Source organism: Ruegeria sp. BH8, from assembly GCF_056538065.1.
Genome location: NZ_JBQFSP010000006.1, coordinates 134,907 through 152,694, shown reverse-complemented (window position 1 = coordinate 152,694; position 17,788 = coordinate 134,907). Strand labels below are relative to the sequence as shown.

Genomic DNA, 17,788 nt, shown 5'->3' with positions numbered 1-17,788 from the left:
ATTTCGCTTGGCCGGGAAATGGACGAGGCCAATCCAAGTATTTCAGGCCAAGCGCCTCCAACCGCTTGATTCAAAAAAAACTCCGGGTTTAGACTGAAAATCCGGTTCCCTGGATTAAGGCGCACCGGATCAAAGCCCGGCGAGGTTCGAATGAACCCAGCACAGGAGGCAGACCCATGTACCGAATGCGACTGTTCGCGATTCGTCATGCCCGCACTTTCGAGTGGATCTATAAATGTGTCGAACGCGGCATGGTCGCGATGGACCCGCTATTTGCAAAGATCGGATATAACCGCGTCGAACGCCCCATCGCACTGGTCGAGAAGGGCGTCAAAACCCTGTTGTTCGATTGCAAGATGTGCGGGCAATGCGTGTTGTCATCCACCGGCATGTCCTGCCCGATGAACTGCCCAAAGCAATTGCGCAATGGCCCCTGTGGCGGCGTACGTCCCGGCGAGTTTTGTGAGGTGAAGCCGGATATGAAATGTGTCTGGGCCCTGGCCTGGAACGGAGCCAGCCGCATGCGGAACGGAGCCGACAAGATAAAAGAAGTTCTGCCACCGGTGGAGCACACGTTGAAAGGCTCGTCATCCTGGTTGCGGGTCAGCCGCGAGATTGCAGCGCACGAGCGCGAGACCCGGGATGCTGCCCGATTGGCGCTGGCCGAGGCATTCCCCGAAGCGCGCGAGAATGAACCTTCTGCGGCACCACTGGCCGCCGAACCACCCAACGCGATAAACCGGGAACTGAAGAAATGAGTGATACCCATCGCAACGAGGTGGAGCCGATTGGCTATGTTCCGGTTCCCCAAGGATATGTGTCGCACAGCCGGTTGGAAAAGGTACTCCGTTCAGGCCGTTTCGCAGTCACCGCCGAATTGAACCCACCCGACAGTGCCGACCCCGAGGATGTTTATCAGGCGGCCCAACCGCTTGGTGAAGTGGCTGACGCGATCAATGCAACCGATGCTTCGGGCGCGAACTGTCACATGTCCTCGATTGGGATTTGTGCCTTGCTGACGCGCGCGGGTTATTCTCCGGTCTATCAGATTTCCTGCCGCGACCGGAACCGGATTGCCATTCAGGGAGATGTTCTGGGGGCTGCGGCGTTGGGCGTCAGTAACGTGCTGTGCCTGACCGGCGACGGCGTCGGCGTCGGGGATCAGCCGGGGGCAAAACCGGTTTTCGATTTCGATTCCCTGACCCTGTTGCGGACGATCCGCACGATGCGCGATCAGGGAATGTTCCTTTCTGGTCGTAAGATCACGCGCCCGCCGCAACTGTTCCTTGGTGCTGCCGAAAACCCCTGTATCCCGCCTTATGACTGGCGACCTGACCGTCTGGCAAAGAAGGTTGAGGCCGGGGCCGAGTATATTCAGACCAATTACATCTACGACATTCCGCTGTTCGAGAAATTCATGGCGCGGGTGAGGGATGCGGGGCTGGACAAGAAAGTGTTCATCATCGCGGGCGTCGGCCCCATCGCGTCAGCGCGTGCGGCACGCTGGATGCGCAGCAATGTTCCCGGCATTCACATCCCCGATCAGGTCATCGAGCGGATGGAGAAAGCCGAAAAGCCAGCTGACGAGGGCAAGAAGATCTGTATCGAACTGATCCAGCAGATCCGCGATATCGCGGGGGTGTCCGGCGTTCATGTGATGGCCTACAGGCGCGAACACGTGGTGTCAGAGATCATTCTGGAATCCGGTGCGTTGAAAGGGCGAAAACGCGCCCGACCGTCCTGAAAGGCACAGGCAAAAAACAGCGTCCAAACAAAAAAGGCGCCGGTCGGGCGCCTTTTGCATGGAAGTGTTCGCCGATCAGTCGAACTTGCGCGACGGGGCCAGTACCATGGCTTCACCGATCAGAACCTTCTTGCCCTCGACCGAGCAATGGCAATCCAGTTTGACGCGACGCTTGGAAAAGTCGATGTCGATAACTTTGACCTCGGCGTAAACCATGTCACCGGGGCGCACGGGGGCCAGGAACTTCAGTGACTGCCCCATATAGACCGTGCCATGGCCCGGCAGTTGTTCGCCAATCACGGCCGAAATCAGCCCAGCTGTCAGCATCCCGTGCGCGATGCGCCCTTCGAAGATTGTATCGCGGGCATAATCATCATCCAGATGCACCGGATTGCGGTCTGTCGAGATCTGCGCAAACATCTCGATATCTTCGTCCGTCACCACTTTGCGCAGGTGGCGGGACATGCCCATTTCGATGTCTTCGATACAGATCGTTCCGCGTGGAAGATTGTCCAACATGTTGCCCTCACTCGAAATCGACCGAGAAAGAAAAAACCACTATCCGGCCTAGGTTGGCAACTTTATTACTTCGCAGTTGCAGAAAATCAAGTCTTTTCTTGCTATCTCAATCGACCGATTGTGTAGGTCGGGTTGATCTTTTCCCTTTCGATATAAGCTGTTAGGGATTCGTGATCCGGATGGTGCGACGTTTTTGTCTCGGCCGCCGCCAGCCCGCCCGAAATGAACAGGGAATCAATGCCTTCACCCATGCCCCCCAGAATGTCCGTATGGGGGCCGTCGCCGATCACCAGAATGTCGCTATCCGGGATATCATGGCCCAGTTCCTGCAACCTGCGGCGCGCCAGATCGTAGATCGGCGGGTGCGGTTTGCCGAAATACAGGCTCTCGCCGCCCATCTCGGTATAGAGCTTTGCCAAAGCGCCGGCACACCATTCGCGCACCTCGCCGCGATCGACAACAATATCGGGGTTTGCGCATAGCAGCTTCATGCCCATCTGCTTGGCATAGAGGAAATCGGGGCGGTTCACGACCGGGTCAGCCATCGGATCAAAGGGACCACAGCAGACGATCCCTTCGGCCTCTCTTAGCGGGACACGTTCGATATGGATCGGGTGGTGCAGCAGTTTCAGTGGCTCGAAAAAGCCCGCATCGCGCTGCCATTCCCCCATGAAGTAAACCTTGTGCCCGACAGCGCCACGGAACATCGCCGACCGCGCGGAATCGCCGCTGGTGGCAATGGTGTCATAGGCGTCTGCGGGAACATTGAACTGCACCAGTTGCTCGGCCACACCCGCGCGGGGTTTGGGCGAGTTCGTGACCAGCACGACAAGCCCCCCGTCCGCGCGATAGGCTTGAAGGGCTGCAACAGCTTCGGGATAGGCCGTGATCCCGTTGTGAACGCACCCCCACAGATCGACAAACAACGCTTTGTAGCGGGCAGAGATTTCGGAAAGCGCGTGAACGATCTGGGTCATATGTGGCCTCAAGCTGAAACTGCACGAGCCTTATGACCGATTGGCAAGGGATTGGCCACCAATCGATAGGTGGCCACCCTGTATTTCATCTGTCGGGTACAGGTCTGCCCAAGCGCAATGCCGGATGCGCAGGCCGAAGACCAATAATGCGGGGTCCGTTTTACTCAGAACGACAGACCCCGCGTGTTTCTTCAGACCTTCAGGTTCGGAATGATCTGCTTTTTACGGCTCATGATGCCCGGCAGAACCACGGCGTCGCCATCGACGGATGCACCAAAGCTTTTCTCGGCAACGGTTTTGACCAGATCGTTGGGCACCAGCAGAGTGGCTTCCTCGTTCAGGATATCCACGACGAACAGCAACACCTGATCGACACCGTCTTCCTTGGCGACATCCACCATCGAACCCGCCAGGCTTGCCTTGCGGTCCAGAATGACGCCCGGCGCAGTGGTTTCCAGAACCGAGACACGGAATTTGGTGCCATCGACCTCGTATTCCTTGCTGTCCATGCGGATCAGTTCGGCATCCGCGAAGGACGAGACATCCGATTTCGCCGCAAACATGTCTGCCGCGTAAGCCGAGATATCCAGCTCCAGCTCGGCTGCCAGCCGCTCAGCAACCTCGCGGTCATGGGGCGTGGTGGTGGGCGAGCGGAATTCCAGCGTGTCCGACAGGATGCAGGTCAGTGCCGCGCCCTTGATGGCGTCAGGCATCTTGGCCGCATCGTCACCCATCAGGTCGACCATGATGGTGGCCGTGCAGGCCAGCGGGCGCACGGTGATGTCGATCGGGCCTTTGGTTTCCAGACCACCGACCAGCTTGTGGTGGTCGATAATGGCGCGGATGTCTGCGTCATTGACGTTGGCGGGCAGTTCGGCGGGGTTGTTGGTGTCGACGATGACCACCGGAGTGTCCGCGGCCAGATCGTTCAGGATACGTGGCTTCGGCAGATCCCAGTTGTCCAGCATGAATGCCGCTTCGGTGTTGGGTTCGCCCAACAGCACGGGCTCGGCCTGCACACCTTTGATTTCGTTAAGGTACCACGACCACAGGATCGGCGAGCCTGTGGAATCGGTGTCGGGGGATTTGTGACCAAATACGAGCGTTGTCATGTCAGCGTCCTGCGGAATGGAAATTTGCGCGCCTTATAGGGCGGACAAACGTCCTTGTCACGCCACAGCAGCCCGTCTGCGACGCTTGGTCTGAAAACCGCTGAACCGGCTTAGAAAGAGGCGCGTGTCAGCGTGTATCCGGCCTGCTCCAGCTGGTTCAGCAAACCGTGGTCGTCACTCAGATGACCTGCGCCGACCGCGATCACCGCTGTCTGATCCGTGATGGCCAGAATATGCTCCATCCAGAGGGCATTCCGCTGGACCAGCATCTGCTGCTCGAACCCGTTCCATTCCTCATCGAAGACGTCCCGGCTCAGCCCGGATTCTTCGAACCCCTGCAGGCGGGCAAATTGTATGATCTCGGCGTGCTTTTCTTCCAGATATCCATTGGCCATGGTGGCCAGTTGATCGTTGCTTCCCATCATCGCCCCGGACAGGCGCACCAGTGACTCGACCTGCTGTTCCAGCGGGTGACTGTCGAACATGGCGATCAGGTCGTCGATACGTTCCAGCGAGTGTTGCGGAATGCCGTTTTCTGCGGCCAGATCGTTCAGGCGGGCGTCCATGCCGTAGGTCCCGTTCGGATCTTCCATCATGCAGGGCGGGATGCTCAGCATCATGCTCAAGAACCACGGTCGCATTTTGGCCGCCATCCAGCCGGGAATGCCGCGCTGGTTCAACGCGGTCGAGAATGCGGCCCAGTCTTCATCTCCCATCAGGTCGATCAGGGTCGGCCCGGATGTGATCATTACAGCGCTGAGATTATTGGCCAGGTTTTTTTCGAATGCGTCCATGTCAGTCTGTGTGACTTCGAAATAGAACGCGTCAGCCTTGCTCAGGTCCGGAGACAGGCGTTCGACCACCTTTTCCATGCGTTCGTCATACGTGTGCAGGGTGCCAATGATGTGCAGAACCGTGTCATCCTTGCGCGCAATCCAGTGGTTGCCTTCAGGAAAGGGGATGTCCGCCACCGCGCGCTGCAATTCGGCCCGCGCGTCATCCGACAGCTGCGGGCGCAGGTCCTGCCCATCGCACGCAGCCGCAGCCGTGATCGGGGCCATTAGAAAAGCAAGAAATGTCAGCAGGCGCATGAACCCATCCGGTGTTGTGTCATCAAGGTGTTCCAGACATAGCCATGCCTGCGACCCATGTTCAAGCAACCCGTCTGGTATTCCTCAACAATCTGCGTAGCATAGGCCCATGAACCGCGAGCAGGACCTCTATCCCCCGATCAAGGCGCTCTTGGAGCGTCAGGGATACATCGTCAAAGGAGAAGTGGGCGCTGCCGACATCGTCGCGATGCGCGAAGACGAGCCGCCTGTGATTGTCGAGCTCAAGCTCAGGTTCACGCTGTCCCTGTTCCATCAGGCAATTGCCCGCCTGAAACTCACGGATCAGGTCTATATCGGGGTCAGCAAACCCACCGGGCGCACGGCCCGACGGGCGCTCAGGGACAATATTGCGCTGTGCCGCAGGCTTGGTCTGGGTCTGATCACCGTGCGTTCCGATGGCACGGTCGAGGTGCAATGCGATCCGGGCCCCTATGCGCCGCGCAAGAACAAGGCCAGGGCGGCGCGGCTGCTGCGCGAATTCGACCGGCTGGAGGGCGACCCCAATTCCGGGGGCGCGACACGTCATGGGATCGTGACGGCCTACCGCCAGGATGCGCTGAAATGCGCGGCCTTTCTGGCCGAACACGGCCCGGCCAAAGGGGGCGAGGTCGCCAGATCGGTGGGTGTTCCGGTCGCCACCCGGTTGATGCGGGAAAATCACTATGGCTGGTTCGAGAAGGTTGAAAAAGGTGTCTACGCACTTACCTCTGAGGGAACAGACGGCTTGAAACACTGGGCCTACAGCTGGGAACAGGCCGACTAGGCCGTTCTCAAAAAAATCCCAAACACCTTGTTGACTCGGCGTTTTAGACTCCCTAGCTATGCGTCGTTATCACTCACACACACCGAGTGCTAACGCCTCGTCGAATGGCGAGGGGAGGATAAACAAAACTTTGAGCCCAAGGAGCTGCAAAGATGGCATTGAAACCGCTTCATGACCGTGTGCTGGTTCGCCGTACCGAAAGCGATGAAAAAACCGCCGGCGGACTGATCATTCCTGACAGCGCAAAAGAAAAGCCCAGCGAAGGCGAAGTCGTCGCAACCGGCGAAGGCGCGCGCAAGGACAGCGGCGAGCTGATCGCAATGGCGGTCAAGGCTGGCGACAAGATCCTGTTCGGCAAATGGTCGGGCACCGAGGTCCAGGTCGACGGCGAAGAGCTGCTGATGATGAAAGAAAGCGACATCATGGGGATCATCGAGTAAGCCCGCGCTTTCTCTGATCTTCCACTCAACACATTTTCTCAAGGAGAAACGACATGGCTGCAAAGGACGTCAAGTTCGACACCGATGCCCGCAACAAGATGCTGAAAGGCGTCAACATTCTGGCGGATGCTGTCAAAGTGACCCTGGGCCCTAAAGGCCGCAACGTGGTTCTGGACAAATCCTTCGGCGCACCGCGCATCACCAAAGACGGTGTTTCGGTTGCCAAGGAAATCGAACTGGAAGACAAGTTCGAAAACATGGGCGCGCAGATGGTGAAAGAAGTCGCCAGCCGCACCAATGACGAAGCCGGCGACGGCACCACCACCGCGACCGTTCTGGCGCAGGCCATCGTAAAAGAAGGCCTGAAGCAGGTTGCAGCGGGCCTGAACCCGATGGACCTGAAGCGCGGCATCGACCTGGCAACCGCCAAAGTTGTCGAAGGCATCCGTGCTGCTTCGCGCGAAGTCAAAGACTCGGCAGAAGTTGCTCAGGTTGGCACCATCTCGGCCAACGGCGAAGCTGAAATTGGCCAGCAGATCGCGGACGCGATGCAGAAGGTTGGCAACGAAGGCGTCATCACCGTCGAAGAAAACAAAGGTCTGGAAACCGAGACCGATGTTGTCGAAGGTATGCAGTTCGACCGCGGCTATCTGTCGCCTTACTTCGTCACCAACGCAGACAAGATGATCGCAGAACTCGACGACTGCATGATCCTGCTGCACGAAAAGAAACTGTCCTCGCTGCAGCCGATGGTTCCTCTGCTCGAGCAGGTGATCCAGTCGCAAAAGCCGCTGCTGATCATTGCAGAAGACGTTGAAGGTGAAGCGCTGGCAACTCTGGTTGTCAACAAACTGCGCGGCGGCCTGAAAATTGCTGCTGTCAAGGCACCGGGCTTCGGCGATCGCCGTAAGGCCATGCTACAGGACATCGCAATCCTGACCGGCGGTCAGGTGATCAGCGAAGATCTGGGCATGAAGCTTGAGAATGTCACCATGGACATGCTGGGCACCGCCAAGAAGATCGAGATCAGCAAAGACGAAACCACCATCGTCGACGGTGCTGGCGAGAAAGCCGAGATCGAAGCACGTGTTGCTCAGATCCGCACCCAGATCGAAGAAACCTCGTCGGATTACGACCGTGAGAAGCTGCAGGAACGCGTTGCCAAACTGGCAGGCGGTGTTGCCGTTATCCGCGTCGGCGGCATGACCGAAGTTGAAGTGAAAGAGCGTAAGGACCGTGTGGACGATGCTCTGAACGCAACACGCGCAGCCGTTCAGGAAGGCGTCGTTGTAGGCGGTGGTGTTGCTCTGGTTCAGGCCGGTAAAGCACTGGAATCGCTGAAAGGCGCAAACGCTGATCAGGACGCAGGCATCAACATCGTGCGCAAGGCCATCGAAGCGCCGCTGCGCCAGATCGCCGAAAACGCAGGCGTTGACGGTGCGGTTGTTGCAGGCAAGGTGCGCGAATCTTCGGATCCGGCCTTTGGCTTCAACGCTCAGACCGAAGAATATGGCGACATGTTCTCGTTCGGCGTGATCGACCCGGCCAAAGTTGTCCGTACCGCTCTGGAAGATGCGGCATCGGTTGCCGGCCTGCTGGTCACCACCGAAGCGATGGTTGCAGACAAACCGCAAAAAGATGCACCTGCTGGCGGCATGCCCGACATGGGCGGCATGGGCGGCATGATGTAAGCACGTCGAATTCGCCTAAGCGAATTCCGACGACCCCTGACAGGCGTTTGGCTGCAAGGTCAAGCTGTCGAGAGGGGAAGCAAAGTGCTAACGGACGGGGTCGCCTTTTGGCGGCCCCGTTTCATTTCCGATGGCCGCAATGCGGCCATGCCTCCGGCGGGAGTATTTTGTAAAAGATGAAGGCTGGGCCGCGTGTGCCCGAATTGTGAGTGTCCAACGCGCCGCCAAGTCGGTATGTGGTTGAAATGCGACTGTTCCTTCTGACCGCCCTGACCATGTGCGCCTTTGCGGCGAACTCCATTCTGAACCGGCTGGCTATCGACAGCGGGTCCAGTGATCCTGCGGGGTTTGCCATTATCCGGGTTCTGGCGGGGGCGTTGGTTCTGGCCGCACTGATCCTGCTGCGTAGAGGACATTTGCCCCTTCGCAACCGCAGGCGCGTCATCGGGGCCGGGTCGCTTTCCCTGTATATGATCGGGTTTTCCATTGCCTATCTGACGTTGGATGCGGGGCTGGGCGCACTTATCCTGTTTGCCGTTGTGCAGATCACTATGTTCGCCGCCACCGCCCTTGCCGGGGTCAAACCCACCCGACGACAGCTGGCCGGGGCAGCGATTGCACTGGGTGGTCTGGCCTGTGTCCTGTGGCCCACAGGAACAGTGCAGGTCGATCCAACCGGAACCGTTTTGATGATTGCAGCCGGGATCGGCTGGGCAGCCTATTCACTGGTCGGGCGGTCCGAGCCTGATGCGTTGCAGGGCACGGCCGCAAATTTCATCGTCGCGCTGCCGGTAACCGCGCTGGCCCTGATGGCCACAGGGGCAGAGTGGCACATGACCGGATTGGGCTATCTCCTTGCGGCCTTGTCAGGTGGCGTGACCTCGGGTCTGGGATACGCCTTGTGGTATCGCGTTCTGCCCCGGCTGGCACCTTCAACGGCGGCGGTCGTCCAGCTCAGCGTGCCGGTGATCGCGATTGTGGGCGGCGTGGTACTGTTGGGGGAAAGCGCGGGTGTGCGGCTGCTTGTTGGTGCGGCACTGGTTTTGGGCGGTATCGCGCTGGCTGTCCTGCGACGTCAACGTGGGAAGGGCTTTTAACGCAGGCGCACAGGCTTTATCTGGCGGGTATGAGAATTCTGATCGCCCTGCTTTGTTGCCTTTTTCCCGCCGTGGCCAGCGCGAAATGCGTTGTCCTGCTGCACGGTCTGGCCCGGACCGAGGCGTCATTCAGCGTGATGGAGCAACTGTTCAAAGCGAATGGCTATTCCGTCGTGCGCCCCGGTTACCCATCGACCGAAATCGGTATCCCCGAACTGGCCGAACAAACCATCCCGCAAGCATTTGCAGCCTGCGGCAGTGACACCGTCAATGTCGTTGCGCATTCCATGGGTGGCATCCTGTTGCGATACTGGTTACAGGACCACAGCCCTGAAAACATGGGCCGTGTCGTCATGCTGGGGCCGCCCAATCAGGGTAGCCAGCTGGTCGATGAACTCAGCGCGTGGGAGGTGTTCGGATACCTGAACGGCCCGGCCGGACTGCAACTGGGTACGGGCCCGGATAGTATTCCCAGCCGCCTGCCGCCCGTGGATTTCGAACTGGGGGTCATCGCAGGTGATCAGTCCCTGAACCTCGTGTTTTCATCTCTGATCGACGGCCCGGACGATGGCAAGGTGTCGGTCGAATCCACCAAAGTCGAAGGCATGGCCGATCATCTCGTCTTGCCGGTGACCCACACTTTCATGATGAACAACCCGCAGGTCATGGCACAGGCTCTGCACTTTATCGAATTTGGTCGGTTCGATCCCCAGATCACTTGGCTGGACGGTGTGATGGACGTAATAGACGAGATCTGCATCGGGCAGAATTGCTCGGAACCGGGGGCGGAGCCATCAGAATGACCACATTGGAACTGACATTGACCGGTGCCGAGGTTCTGCTACCGGATGAAGGGCTGTCACGCGCGGAGCTTTCCGTTGCAGGTGGGGTCATTCAGAAAGACGCAACCGGGCGGCGGATTGACCTGACCGGGTTTCTTGTTCTGCCAGGTATTGTCGACTTGCACGGCGATGGGTTCGAACGCCATATCGCCCCACGTCGCGGCGCGATGAAGCAGATGAATGAGGGCATTCTGTCGGTCGAGGCCGAACTGGCCGCCAGCGGCATCACCACAGCCGTTCTGGCGCAGTTTTACAGCTGGGAAGGCGGCGTGCGCGGCCCGGACTTTGCCGCGCAGGTGTTTGCGGCCATCGCAGCGGTCAAGGGCAGCACGGTCACCGATCTGATCCCGCAATTGCGGTTCGAGACCAATATGCTCGCGGATTACGACGGGCTGGCCCGTCGCATCGCCGATTGGCAGGTGCCATACGTGGTCTTCAATGATCACCTGCCGCATGATCGTTTGGCACAGGGCAAGAAACCACCGCGCCTGACCGGGCAGGCATTGAAGGCCGGACGCAACCCAGAGGCGCATTTTGCGATGCTGCTCGACATGCACGCCCGCAAGGCTGAGGTTCCGGCGGCGCTAGAAGCGCTCTGTTCGGACCTTGCGGACATGGGCGTGTGTCTGGGCAGCCACGATGACGCAACTGCCGAGGCGCGCGCTTGGTGGCGCCGCCAAGGGGTGCGCATTGCCGAGTTCCCCGAAACGCTTGAAGCCGCCGAGGCGACGCGCGCTGCCGGGGATCATGTTATTCTCGGTTCGCCCAATGTGGTCCGCGGTGGCTCGCATAAGGGCAACGCCAGCGCGGTAGAGCTGATCGCCATGGGGCTCTGTGATGCCCTGGCCTCGGATTACCATTATCCCAGTCCACGCCGCGCGGCGCTGATGCTGATCAAAACCGGGCTGCTGGATCTCGCAGGGGCCTGGGCGCTGATCTCATCCGGCCCCGCGCGGGTGCTGGACTTGCAGGACCGGGGCACGCTTGCCGCGGGCAAACGCGCCGATCTGGTAATCCTTGATGCAAGCACTCACCGGGTCGCCGCGACATTGGCGGGCGGGCGCGTCAGCTATATGTCTGGGGATATCGCAACCCGCTTTGTGGGGTAAAACCAGACCAGCTTCACCTTTTTCCAAATACTCTCGCCGAAGGCATCGCGCCGTAGCGCGATATTCTACCGCTTGATCCGGTTGAAATGTCCCATCTTGCGACCGGCCTTGACCTCGGCCTTGCCGTAAAGATGCAGCGCGACGTCCCGTTCGCGCGCCAGCTCGGGCACACGGTCCATATCGTCGCCAATCAGGTTCTCCATCACCACATCCGAGTGGCGCTGCCCGTCGCCCAACGGCCAGCCCGCCACAGCGCGGATGTGCTGTTCGAACTGATCCACGGCGCAGCCATTCTGCGTCCAGTGGCCCGAGTTATGCACGCGCGGCGCGATCTCGTTCACGATCAGCCCGCCGGGTGTCACGAACAGCTCAACGCCCATGACACCGACATATTCCAGCGCGTTCAGGATATTGGCCGCCAGCAGGATGGCATCGGTGCGCTGGGCGGGGGACAGTCGGGCAGGGATGGTGGTGGTGTGCAGGATGCCGTCGCGGTGCACATTCTCACCCGGATCAAAACAGGCCACCTGACCATCCAGCCCCCGCGCTGCAATGATCGAAACCTCGTGTGAGAAATCAACGAACCCCTCCAGAAGGGCAGGCGCACCAGCCATATCGGCCAGCGCGGCCTCGGCATCCCGGGGGGTGCGCAATCTGGCTTGTCCTTTGCCGTCATAGCCAAAGCGGCGGGTCTTCAGGATGGCGGGGGCGCCGATTTCTTCGATGGCCGCATTCAGGCTGTCCAGATCGGTGATATCCGCAAACGGAGCCGTTTTCAGGCCAAGCCCCTGCAGGAACGTCTTCTCGGTCAGGCGGTCCTGACTGACCCTCAATGCCTCACGCCCGGGACGAATGGGGCGATGGGCTTCCAGAATATCCAATGCCTCGGTCGGGATGTTCTCGAACTCATAGGTGATGACGTCCACCGCATCGGCGAAGGCCGTCAAGGCGTCGATATCGTCGTAGGCCGCTGTCGTAACCCGATCCGCAACCTGCCCGGCAGGCGGGTTTGCGCCCGGCTCGTAGATGAGGCTGACAAACCCCAGCCGAGAGGCCGCCACCGACAGCATCCGGCCCAGCTGGCCGCCACCCAGAATCCCAATCACTGCACCTTGGGCGAGCATCTCCGCCATCGTCAATTCTCCAAACGTTTTCCAATTGCGCCAAGCGCCGCTCTCAGCGCCTCATGCGCGCCCTGTTCGATCAGGGTGCCCGTCATTTGCAGGCTCAAAGTACCTTCGGTCGCCAAAGCGTCGCGCTCCTGTGCCAACCGCCCGGCTGTGCCTTTTTCCATCGCGGCGAGAAAACCCGCCATCAACTGCGTGGTATAGAACTCGGCCCCGTCCGCATCGCCGGTTACGTCACCCAGCCATTCGGCCCCGGTGGCCATCAGATCCAGAATGCCGGGAACCATGGCACAAATGGCAAAATGCGCGTTCAGCGCCACCTCATCCGCAACCTTGACCACGGGGTTTTCCGGCTCAAACAGCTCGGCCAGCAAGCGGTCATTGCCGAACGCCGCCATCGGACAGCCACCGGACTGCAAGAACCCCAGTGGGATGGTTTGGACGAAATCCGACGCAGGGGCGCAAAGCTTGGCCAAATCTTCGGCGGAAACGGCCGCCATAACCGAAACAACCTGCTGATCGGCGCGAAAGGTCAGGGGGGCCAGAACCTCGGCCGCGATATGCGGGCGCAGGCACAGAAACACGATGTCCGAGGCGTCAATCACCGCTTGCGGCGGCGCGATAGTCACGCCCAGTTCGGCCTTCAGGGCGGCCGAGACCTCGGCGTTGCGTTCTGTCACGCTGATCTCATGCCCTTTGGCGGCCATCAGCCGCGCAATCGGCGCGGCGATATGCCCGGTGCCGATAAACCCGATCCGGCTCATCCCTGCGGTTCCTCGGGGATTGAGGCGGACAACGCGTCACGCCAGGCATCCAGCCGCGCGGCCAGGGCCTCATCCTGCAAGGCCAGAATGCCCGCTGCCATCAGGCCCGCATTGGCCCCGCCAGCGGACCCGATTGCCATGGTCGCCACGGGAAAGCCCTTGGGCATCTGCACAATGGAATACAGCGAATCCACGCCCGACAGGGCCCGCGTCTGAACAGGCACGCCAATCACCGGTACGCGTGTTTTCGAGGCCATCATACCCGGCAGATGTGCCGCTCCGCCAGCGCCCGCGATGATCACCTGCAACCCGCGCGACACGGCGGTCTTGCCATAGTCCCACAACCGGTCCGGGGTGCGATGGGCCGAAACGATACGCGCCTCATAAGCGATGCCCAGTTCATCCAGAATATCTGCGGCTTCCTTCATCGTGGGCCAGTCCGACTGGCTGCCCATGATGATCCCCACTGTCACATCGCTCATCCGCTTATGTCCCCGCGCTCAGAAAGAGCGCGCACTATAGCCAAATCCGCTTTTGTGGCAATGCGGTACAGGGCGTTCAGGCAATGATATCGGGGGTCAGGCGGTCTTCTATCAGGCGGATGAAGTCTTTCAGGCGCAGTTTTTCCTTTTTCAGGCGCCTAAGGGTCAACTGATCAGCCGTTCCTTTTTCGTGCAGCGCCTCGATCGCCTCATCAAGGTCGCGGTGCTGGCGGCGGAAAACCTCCAATTCAACCCGCAGAACTTCATCGGTTTTCATCGAAAGGTCGGTGGGCGCGTTCATTGGCGACTCGGGCTTGTTGTGGTGCTTGCCCAACAAGATAGTGTGTCAGACGTTATCGCGCCAGACCTTGTGGACATCCTGGTTTCTTCCCATATTCTATAACAAGCGGTTGCCGGAACGGGACCGCGCACCACGTCGCTTTGACAATAAAGGACGAAAATACGTGTCGAAACTTACTCTTGGCTCATACCCGCATCTTTTGGGGTTCGAGCAGCTGGAACGCCTTCTGGAACGGTCTGCAAAGGCCGGTAATGAAGGATACCCGCCCTATAACATCGAACAGACCTCGGACTTTTCCTACCGCATCACCCTTGCGGTGGCCGGGTTCGCCGAAGAGGATCTGTCGATCACCATCGAGGATCGCCAACTGGTGATCCGGGGCCGTCAGCGCGACGACAGCGAGGGGCGCATCTTCCTGCACCGTGGCATCGCGGCGCGTCAGTTTCAGCGCATGTTCGTGCTGGCCGACGGGGTCGAGGTGGGAGAGGCGATCATGGAAAACGGTCTGCTGCATGTGGATCTGACCCGCGCTATGCCGGAAACCGTGGTTCAGACAATCAACATACGGAAGGGGTAAGAGCAATGAATACACCGATTGAAATCAACACCGAAGGCGATCGTATCGTCTATGTGAAAACAGTCGACGTTGCCGATCTGCCGCGTGATCTGCGCGATCAGGCAGGTGATTTGGATCACCTTTATGCCGTGCACGATTCCGATGGGCAGCAACTGGCACTTGTGGCCGACCGCAAGCTGGCCTTCGTTCTGGCCCGTCAGCACGACCTTTCACCTGTGGCCGTTCACTGAACGACCCCTTTGTCCCGGTGGGGCTGTAACGTTCCCCGCAACACACGCGCATCGGCGAAACTGCCGCTTTTAACCTGTAACGGAGCCGACTGCATGGGCTGGTTTGAATTCGACTGGGTAGACGCCTTCACCAATCGTGCATTCGGCGGCAACGGTTGTGCCGTGGTCCACGGCGGCGCGGGTCTCTCGGCCGAGGTCTGCATGGCCTATGTGCGCGAAACCTCTCTGGTCGAATGCACATTCACCGGCCCGTCCGACGTGGCCGACATCCGCGTCCGTTATTTTCTGGCCAGCCGCGAAATTCCCTTTGCCGGGCACCCGACGATTGCCACCGTAGCGGCGATGCGGTCGCGCGGCATGATCTCCGGTGATAATCTGACGCTGGAAACCGGCGCTGGCATCGTTTCGATCGGATTGCAGGGCGAACAGATTGAGATGACGCAGATCGCACCGCAATTTGGTGCGCATGTGCCAGCCGATCTGGTGGCAAAGGCGATCAGCCTGCCACAAGATGCCATCATCTCGCCACCCCGGATGGTTTCAACCGGCTTACCCTTCTGTGTCACCGTTCTGCGCGATCATGACGCTTTGCGCGCGGCCCGCCTGTCCGAGGACGCGCTGCGCAAAGTGGCTGCGACGGCAGGGTATTCCGGCTCGGACATGGCCGAGCCTTTCCTCGTGACGCTCAAAGGGGCCACCGACGCGGGCGATACGTTCTCGCGCTTGCTTATGGCTCCGCCCAGCCCGCCCGAAGATCCGTTTACCGGGTCTGCCACCGGGGCCATGGCGGCTTATCTGTGGAAATACGGGCTGATGACCAAAGACAGTTTCGTTGCGGAACAGGGCCACGATATGGGCCGCCCCGGTCAGGCCGTTGTCACGCGCGTTGGCCCCACCGACGCGATGACGGGAATCAAGGTAGCCGGTCAGGGGCATATCCTGATGCGCGGGCAGGTTGATCTGCCAGAGAACGCGCAATAAACGAACCGGCTCACACCCGGCGACTTCCCCCAACACCTCAGCCCGTCAAAAAAAACGGCCCCCGAAAACCGGAGGCCGCTGCATTCATTCATCTGGTTCAGCCTGCTGCGATCAGGCCCATGCTTTCCAGCTTCAGCAGCACCTGATGGGCGCAGTTGTCGACCTCGACATTCTCGGTCTCGACACGCAATTCGGGGTTCTGAGGCACGTCATACGGGTCCGAGATTCCGGTGAATTCCTTGATCTTGCCTTCGCGGGCCAGCTTGTACAGACCCTTGCGGTCGCGCCGCTCACATTCTTCGATGGTGGTCGCAACATGCACTTCGCAGAAGGCACCGAACTGCTCGATCTCTTCGCGTACCGCGCGGCGCGTGGTGGCATAAGGTGCGATCGGCGCGCAGATGGCGATGCCGCCGTTCTTGGTGATCTCGGATGCGACATATCCGATCCGGCGGATGTTCAGGTCGCGATGCTCTTTCGAGAAACCCAGTTCGGATGACAGGTTTTTCCGCACGATATCGCCATCCAGCAACGTGACCGGACGGCCCCCCATCTCCATCAGCTTGACCATAAGCGCGTTGGCGATGGTGGACTTGCCCGAGCCCGAGAAGCCGGTGAAGAACACGGTAAAGCCCTGCTGGCTGCGTGGCGGCTTGGTCTTGCGCAGCTCGGCCACCACTTCGGGAAAGCTGAACCATTCGGGGATTTCCAGACCCTCGGCCAGACGGCGGCGCAGCTCGGTGCCCGAGATGTTCAGGATCGTGACATTGTCCTTGTCCAGAATCTCGTCATTCGGCTCGTATTGCGCGCGTTCCTGCACATAGACCATGTGTTTGAAATCGACCATCTCGACGCCGATCTCGTCCTGGAACTGGCGGAACAGGTCCTGCGCGTCATAGGGGCCATAGAAATCTTCACCGGCCGAGTTCTTGCCCGGACCCGCGTGATCGCGACCCACGATGAAATGGGTGCAGCCATGGTTGGCGCGGATTAGCCCGTGCCAGACCGCCTCGCGCGGGCCAGCCATGCGCATCGCCAGATTCAGCAGGCTCATCGAGGTGGTGGATGCGGGATACTTGTCCAGCACCGCCTCATAGCAGCGCACGCGGGTAAAGTGGTCTACGTCGCCCGGCTTGGTCATGCCCACGACCGGGTGGATCAGCAGGTTGGCCTGCGCTTCCTTGGCGGCGCGGAAAGTCAGTTCCTGATGCGCACGGTGCAGGGGGTTGCGGGTCTGGAAGGCCACGATCCGGCGCCAGCCCAGCTTGCGGAAATAGGCGCGCAGCTCGTTCGGCGTGTCGCGGCGACCGCGGAAGTCATAGTGAACAGGCTGCTGGATGCCCACGACAGGGCCACCCAGATAGACCTTGCCCGCCACATTGTGCAGATAGTTCACAGCCGGGTGGGCATCGTCATCGGCACCAAAAACCTTCTCGGCCTCGCGGGCTTTGTTCGGTGTCCAGCGGTCAGTGACCGTCATGGTGCCCAGAATCACGCCTTCCTGATCGCGCAGCGCGATATCCTGACCCAGTTCGATCTTGTCCGCAAAGTCTTCGCTGACGTCCAGCGTGATGGGCATTGGCCAAAGCGTGCCATCAGCCAGACGCATGTTTTCGACGACATTGTCGTAATCGGCTTCGCTCAGGAAACCTTTGAGCGGGTTGAAACCGCCATTCATCAGCAGTTCCAGATCACAGATCTGGCGCGGGCTCAGATCCCAGCTGGTCAGGTCGGCGGCTTCGACCTTCAGTTTCTGGGCCGAGTCATACGACACATAAAGTTCGGGAATGGGGGCCAGATTGCTTAACATCGTCATCTGAATACTCTTATCGCAGTGTTGTGTTGCCAGTGATTCAAGGGCGTTTTCGGGGCATTTGCACCGACTGTTGGGCGAAGTCCACTGGCGTCAATGAAACAAAG

General features: G+C 59.7%; 20 protein-coding genes. 11 read left to right on the top strand and 9 right to left on the bottom strand.

All coding sequences use genetic code 11. The features are described 5' to 3' along the window. Positions 1–176: 176 nt before the first annotated feature. Both ACR0AD_RS12740 and ACR0AD_RS12735 read left to right on the top strand, forming a co-directional pair. Complete coding sequence (locus ACR0AD_RS12740; RefSeq protein ID WP_480487559.1) at positions 177–758, top strand: methylenetetrahydrofolate reductase C-terminal domain-containing protein; 582 nt, start codon at positions 177–179, stop codon at positions 756–758. Then, a complete protein-coding gene (locus tag ACR0AD_RS12735) occupies positions 755–1,744 on the top strand; it encodes a methylenetetrahydrofolate reductase (RefSeq protein WP_480487560.1) in 990 nt (329 codons plus the stop codon). Before ACR0AD_RS12740 ends, ACR0AD_RS12735 begins: the two co-directional genes overlap by 4 nt. A gap of 75 nt (positions 1,745–1,819) precedes the next feature. Here ACR0AD_RS12735 and ACR0AD_RS12730 read toward each other — a convergent pair whose 3' ends face one another. The 4 genes from ACR0AD_RS12730 to ACR0AD_RS12715 form a co-directional block, all read right to left on the bottom strand. Beyond that, positions 1,820–2,263, bottom strand: a complete 444-nt coding sequence (locus ACR0AD_RS12730; protein ID WP_267362989.1) for a MaoC family dehydratase — start codon at positions 2,261–2,263, stop codon at positions 1,820–1,822. Between the two features lie 101 nt (positions 2,264–2,364). After that, positions 2,365–3,240, bottom strand: coding sequence for an HAD family hydrolase (locus ACR0AD_RS12725; protein ID WP_480487562.1), 876 nt, complete (start codon positions 3,238–3,240; stop codon positions 2,365–2,367). 191 nt (positions 3,241–3,431) lie between these two features. Continuing rightward, a complete protein-coding gene (locus ACR0AD_RS12720; RefSeq protein ID WP_480487564.1) occupies positions 3,432–4,352 on the bottom strand; it encodes a manganese-dependent inorganic pyrophosphatase in 921 nt (306 codons plus the stop codon). 110 nt (positions 4,353–4,462) lie between these two features. Further along, positions 4,463–5,443 (bottom strand): TraB/GumN family protein, encoded by a 981-nt coding sequence (locus tag ACR0AD_RS12715; protein WP_480487565.1) that lies wholly within the window; start codon positions 5,441–5,443, stop codon positions 4,463–4,465. A 109-nt stretch (positions 5,444–5,552) separates the two neighbouring features. Here ACR0AD_RS12715 and ACR0AD_RS12710 point away from each other — a divergent pair, with 109 nt between their 5' ends. The 6 genes from ACR0AD_RS12710 to ACR0AD_RS12685 all read left to right on the top strand — a co-directional run bounded on the left by ACR0AD_RS12710 (position 5,553) and on the right by ACR0AD_RS12685 (position 11,406). Further along, positions 5,553–6,227, top strand: a complete 675-nt coding sequence (locus tag ACR0AD_RS12710) for a DUF2161 domain-containing phosphodiesterase (protein WP_480487567.1) — start codon at positions 5,553–5,555, stop codon at positions 6,225–6,227. Between the two features lie 152 nt (positions 6,228–6,379). Next, positions 6,380–6,667, top strand: a complete 288-nt coding sequence (groES, locus tag ACR0AD_RS12705; RefSeq protein WP_170536247.1) for a co-chaperone GroES — start codon at positions 6,380–6,382, stop codon at positions 6,665–6,667. A gap of 53 nt (positions 6,668–6,720) precedes the next feature. Next, positions 6,721–8,358, top strand: coding sequence for a chaperonin GroEL (gene groL, locus ACR0AD_RS12700; protein WP_267362982.1), 1,638 nt, complete (start codon positions 6,721–6,723; stop codon positions 8,356–8,358). A gap of 245 nt (positions 8,359–8,603) precedes the next feature. After that, positions 8,604–9,455: a DMT family transporter gene (locus tag ACR0AD_RS12695; protein ID WP_480482255.1), complete on the top strand. Its 852-nt coding sequence runs from the start codon at positions 8,604–8,606 to the stop codon at positions 9,453–9,455. Between the two features lie 29 nt (positions 9,456–9,484). After that, on the top strand, positions 9,485–10,258 hold the full coding sequence (locus tag ACR0AD_RS12690) for an alpha/beta fold hydrolase (RefSeq protein WP_480482253.1): 774 nt from the start codon (positions 9,485–9,487) through the stop codon (positions 10,256–10,258). After that, positions 10,255–11,406 carry an alpha-D-ribose 1-methylphosphonate 5-triphosphate diphosphatase gene (locus tag ACR0AD_RS12685; RefSeq protein WP_480487570.1) on the top strand — a complete coding sequence of 384 codons (1,152 nt, stop codon included), beginning with the start codon at positions 10,255–10,257 and terminating at the stop codon, positions 11,404–11,406. The genes ACR0AD_RS12690 and ACR0AD_RS12685 overlap by 4 nt, the downstream gene beginning before the upstream one ends. Before the next feature lie 65 nt (positions 11,407–11,471). Here the strand turns inward: ACR0AD_RS12685 and ACR0AD_RS12680 are convergent, their stop codons facing one another. The 4 genes from ACR0AD_RS12680 to ACR0AD_RS12665 all read right to left on the bottom strand — a co-directional run bounded on the left by ACR0AD_RS12680 (position 11,472) and on the right by ACR0AD_RS12665 (position 14,080). Further along, a complete protein-coding gene (locus tag ACR0AD_RS12680) occupies positions 11,472–12,539 on the bottom strand; it encodes a 5-(carboxyamino)imidazole ribonucleotide synthase (RefSeq protein WP_480487571.1) in 1,068 nt (355 codons plus the stop codon). A gap of 2 nt (positions 12,540–12,541) precedes the next feature. Next, positions 12,542–13,297 carry an NAD(P)-binding domain-containing protein gene (locus tag ACR0AD_RS12675; protein ID WP_480487573.1) on the bottom strand — a complete coding sequence of 252 codons (756 nt, stop codon included), beginning with the start codon at positions 13,295–13,297 and terminating at the stop codon, positions 12,542–12,544. Beyond that, complete coding sequence (purE, locus tag ACR0AD_RS12670) at positions 13,294–13,779, bottom strand: 5-(carboxyamino)imidazole ribonucleotide mutase (RefSeq protein ID WP_267362974.1); 486 nt, start codon at positions 13,777–13,779, stop codon at positions 13,294–13,296. Before purE ends, ACR0AD_RS12675 begins: the two co-directional genes overlap by 4 nt. Positions 13,780–13,855: 76 nt before the next feature. Next, positions 13,856–14,080 (bottom strand): YdcH family protein, encoded by a 225-nt coding sequence (locus ACR0AD_RS12665; RefSeq protein ID WP_209504778.1) that lies wholly within the window; start codon positions 14,078–14,080, stop codon positions 13,856–13,858. Between the two features lie 163 nt (positions 14,081–14,243). Here ACR0AD_RS12665 and ACR0AD_RS12660 point away from each other — a divergent pair, with 163 nt between their 5' ends. The 3 genes from ACR0AD_RS12660 (at position 14,244) to ACR0AD_RS12650 (ending at position 15,868) form a co-directional block, all read left to right on the top strand. Further along, positions 14,244–14,657, top strand: coding sequence for an Hsp20 family protein (locus tag ACR0AD_RS12660; protein WP_209598037.1), 414 nt, complete (start codon positions 14,244–14,246; stop codon positions 14,655–14,657). Between the two features lie 5 nt (positions 14,658–14,662). Beyond that, positions 14,663–14,887 carry a DUF1150 family protein gene (locus tag ACR0AD_RS12655; RefSeq protein ID WP_209504776.1) on the top strand — a complete coding sequence of 75 codons (225 nt, stop codon included), beginning with the start codon at positions 14,663–14,665 and terminating at the stop codon, positions 14,885–14,887. Between the two features lie 93 nt (positions 14,888–14,980). Next, positions 14,981–15,868 (top strand): PhzF family phenazine biosynthesis protein, encoded by an 888-nt coding sequence (locus ACR0AD_RS12650; protein ID WP_480487575.1) that lies wholly within the window; start codon positions 14,981–14,983, stop codon positions 15,866–15,868. A 97-nt stretch (positions 15,869–15,965) separates the two neighbouring features. Here ACR0AD_RS12650 and ACR0AD_RS12645 read toward each other — a convergent pair whose 3' ends face one another. Beyond that, positions 15,966–17,684: a bifunctional sulfate adenylyltransferase/adenylylsulfate kinase gene (locus ACR0AD_RS12645; protein ID WP_267362968.1), complete on the bottom strand. Its 1,719-nt coding sequence runs from the start codon at positions 17,682–17,684 to the stop codon at positions 15,966–15,968. Positions 17,685–17,788: the final 104 nt, after the last annotated feature.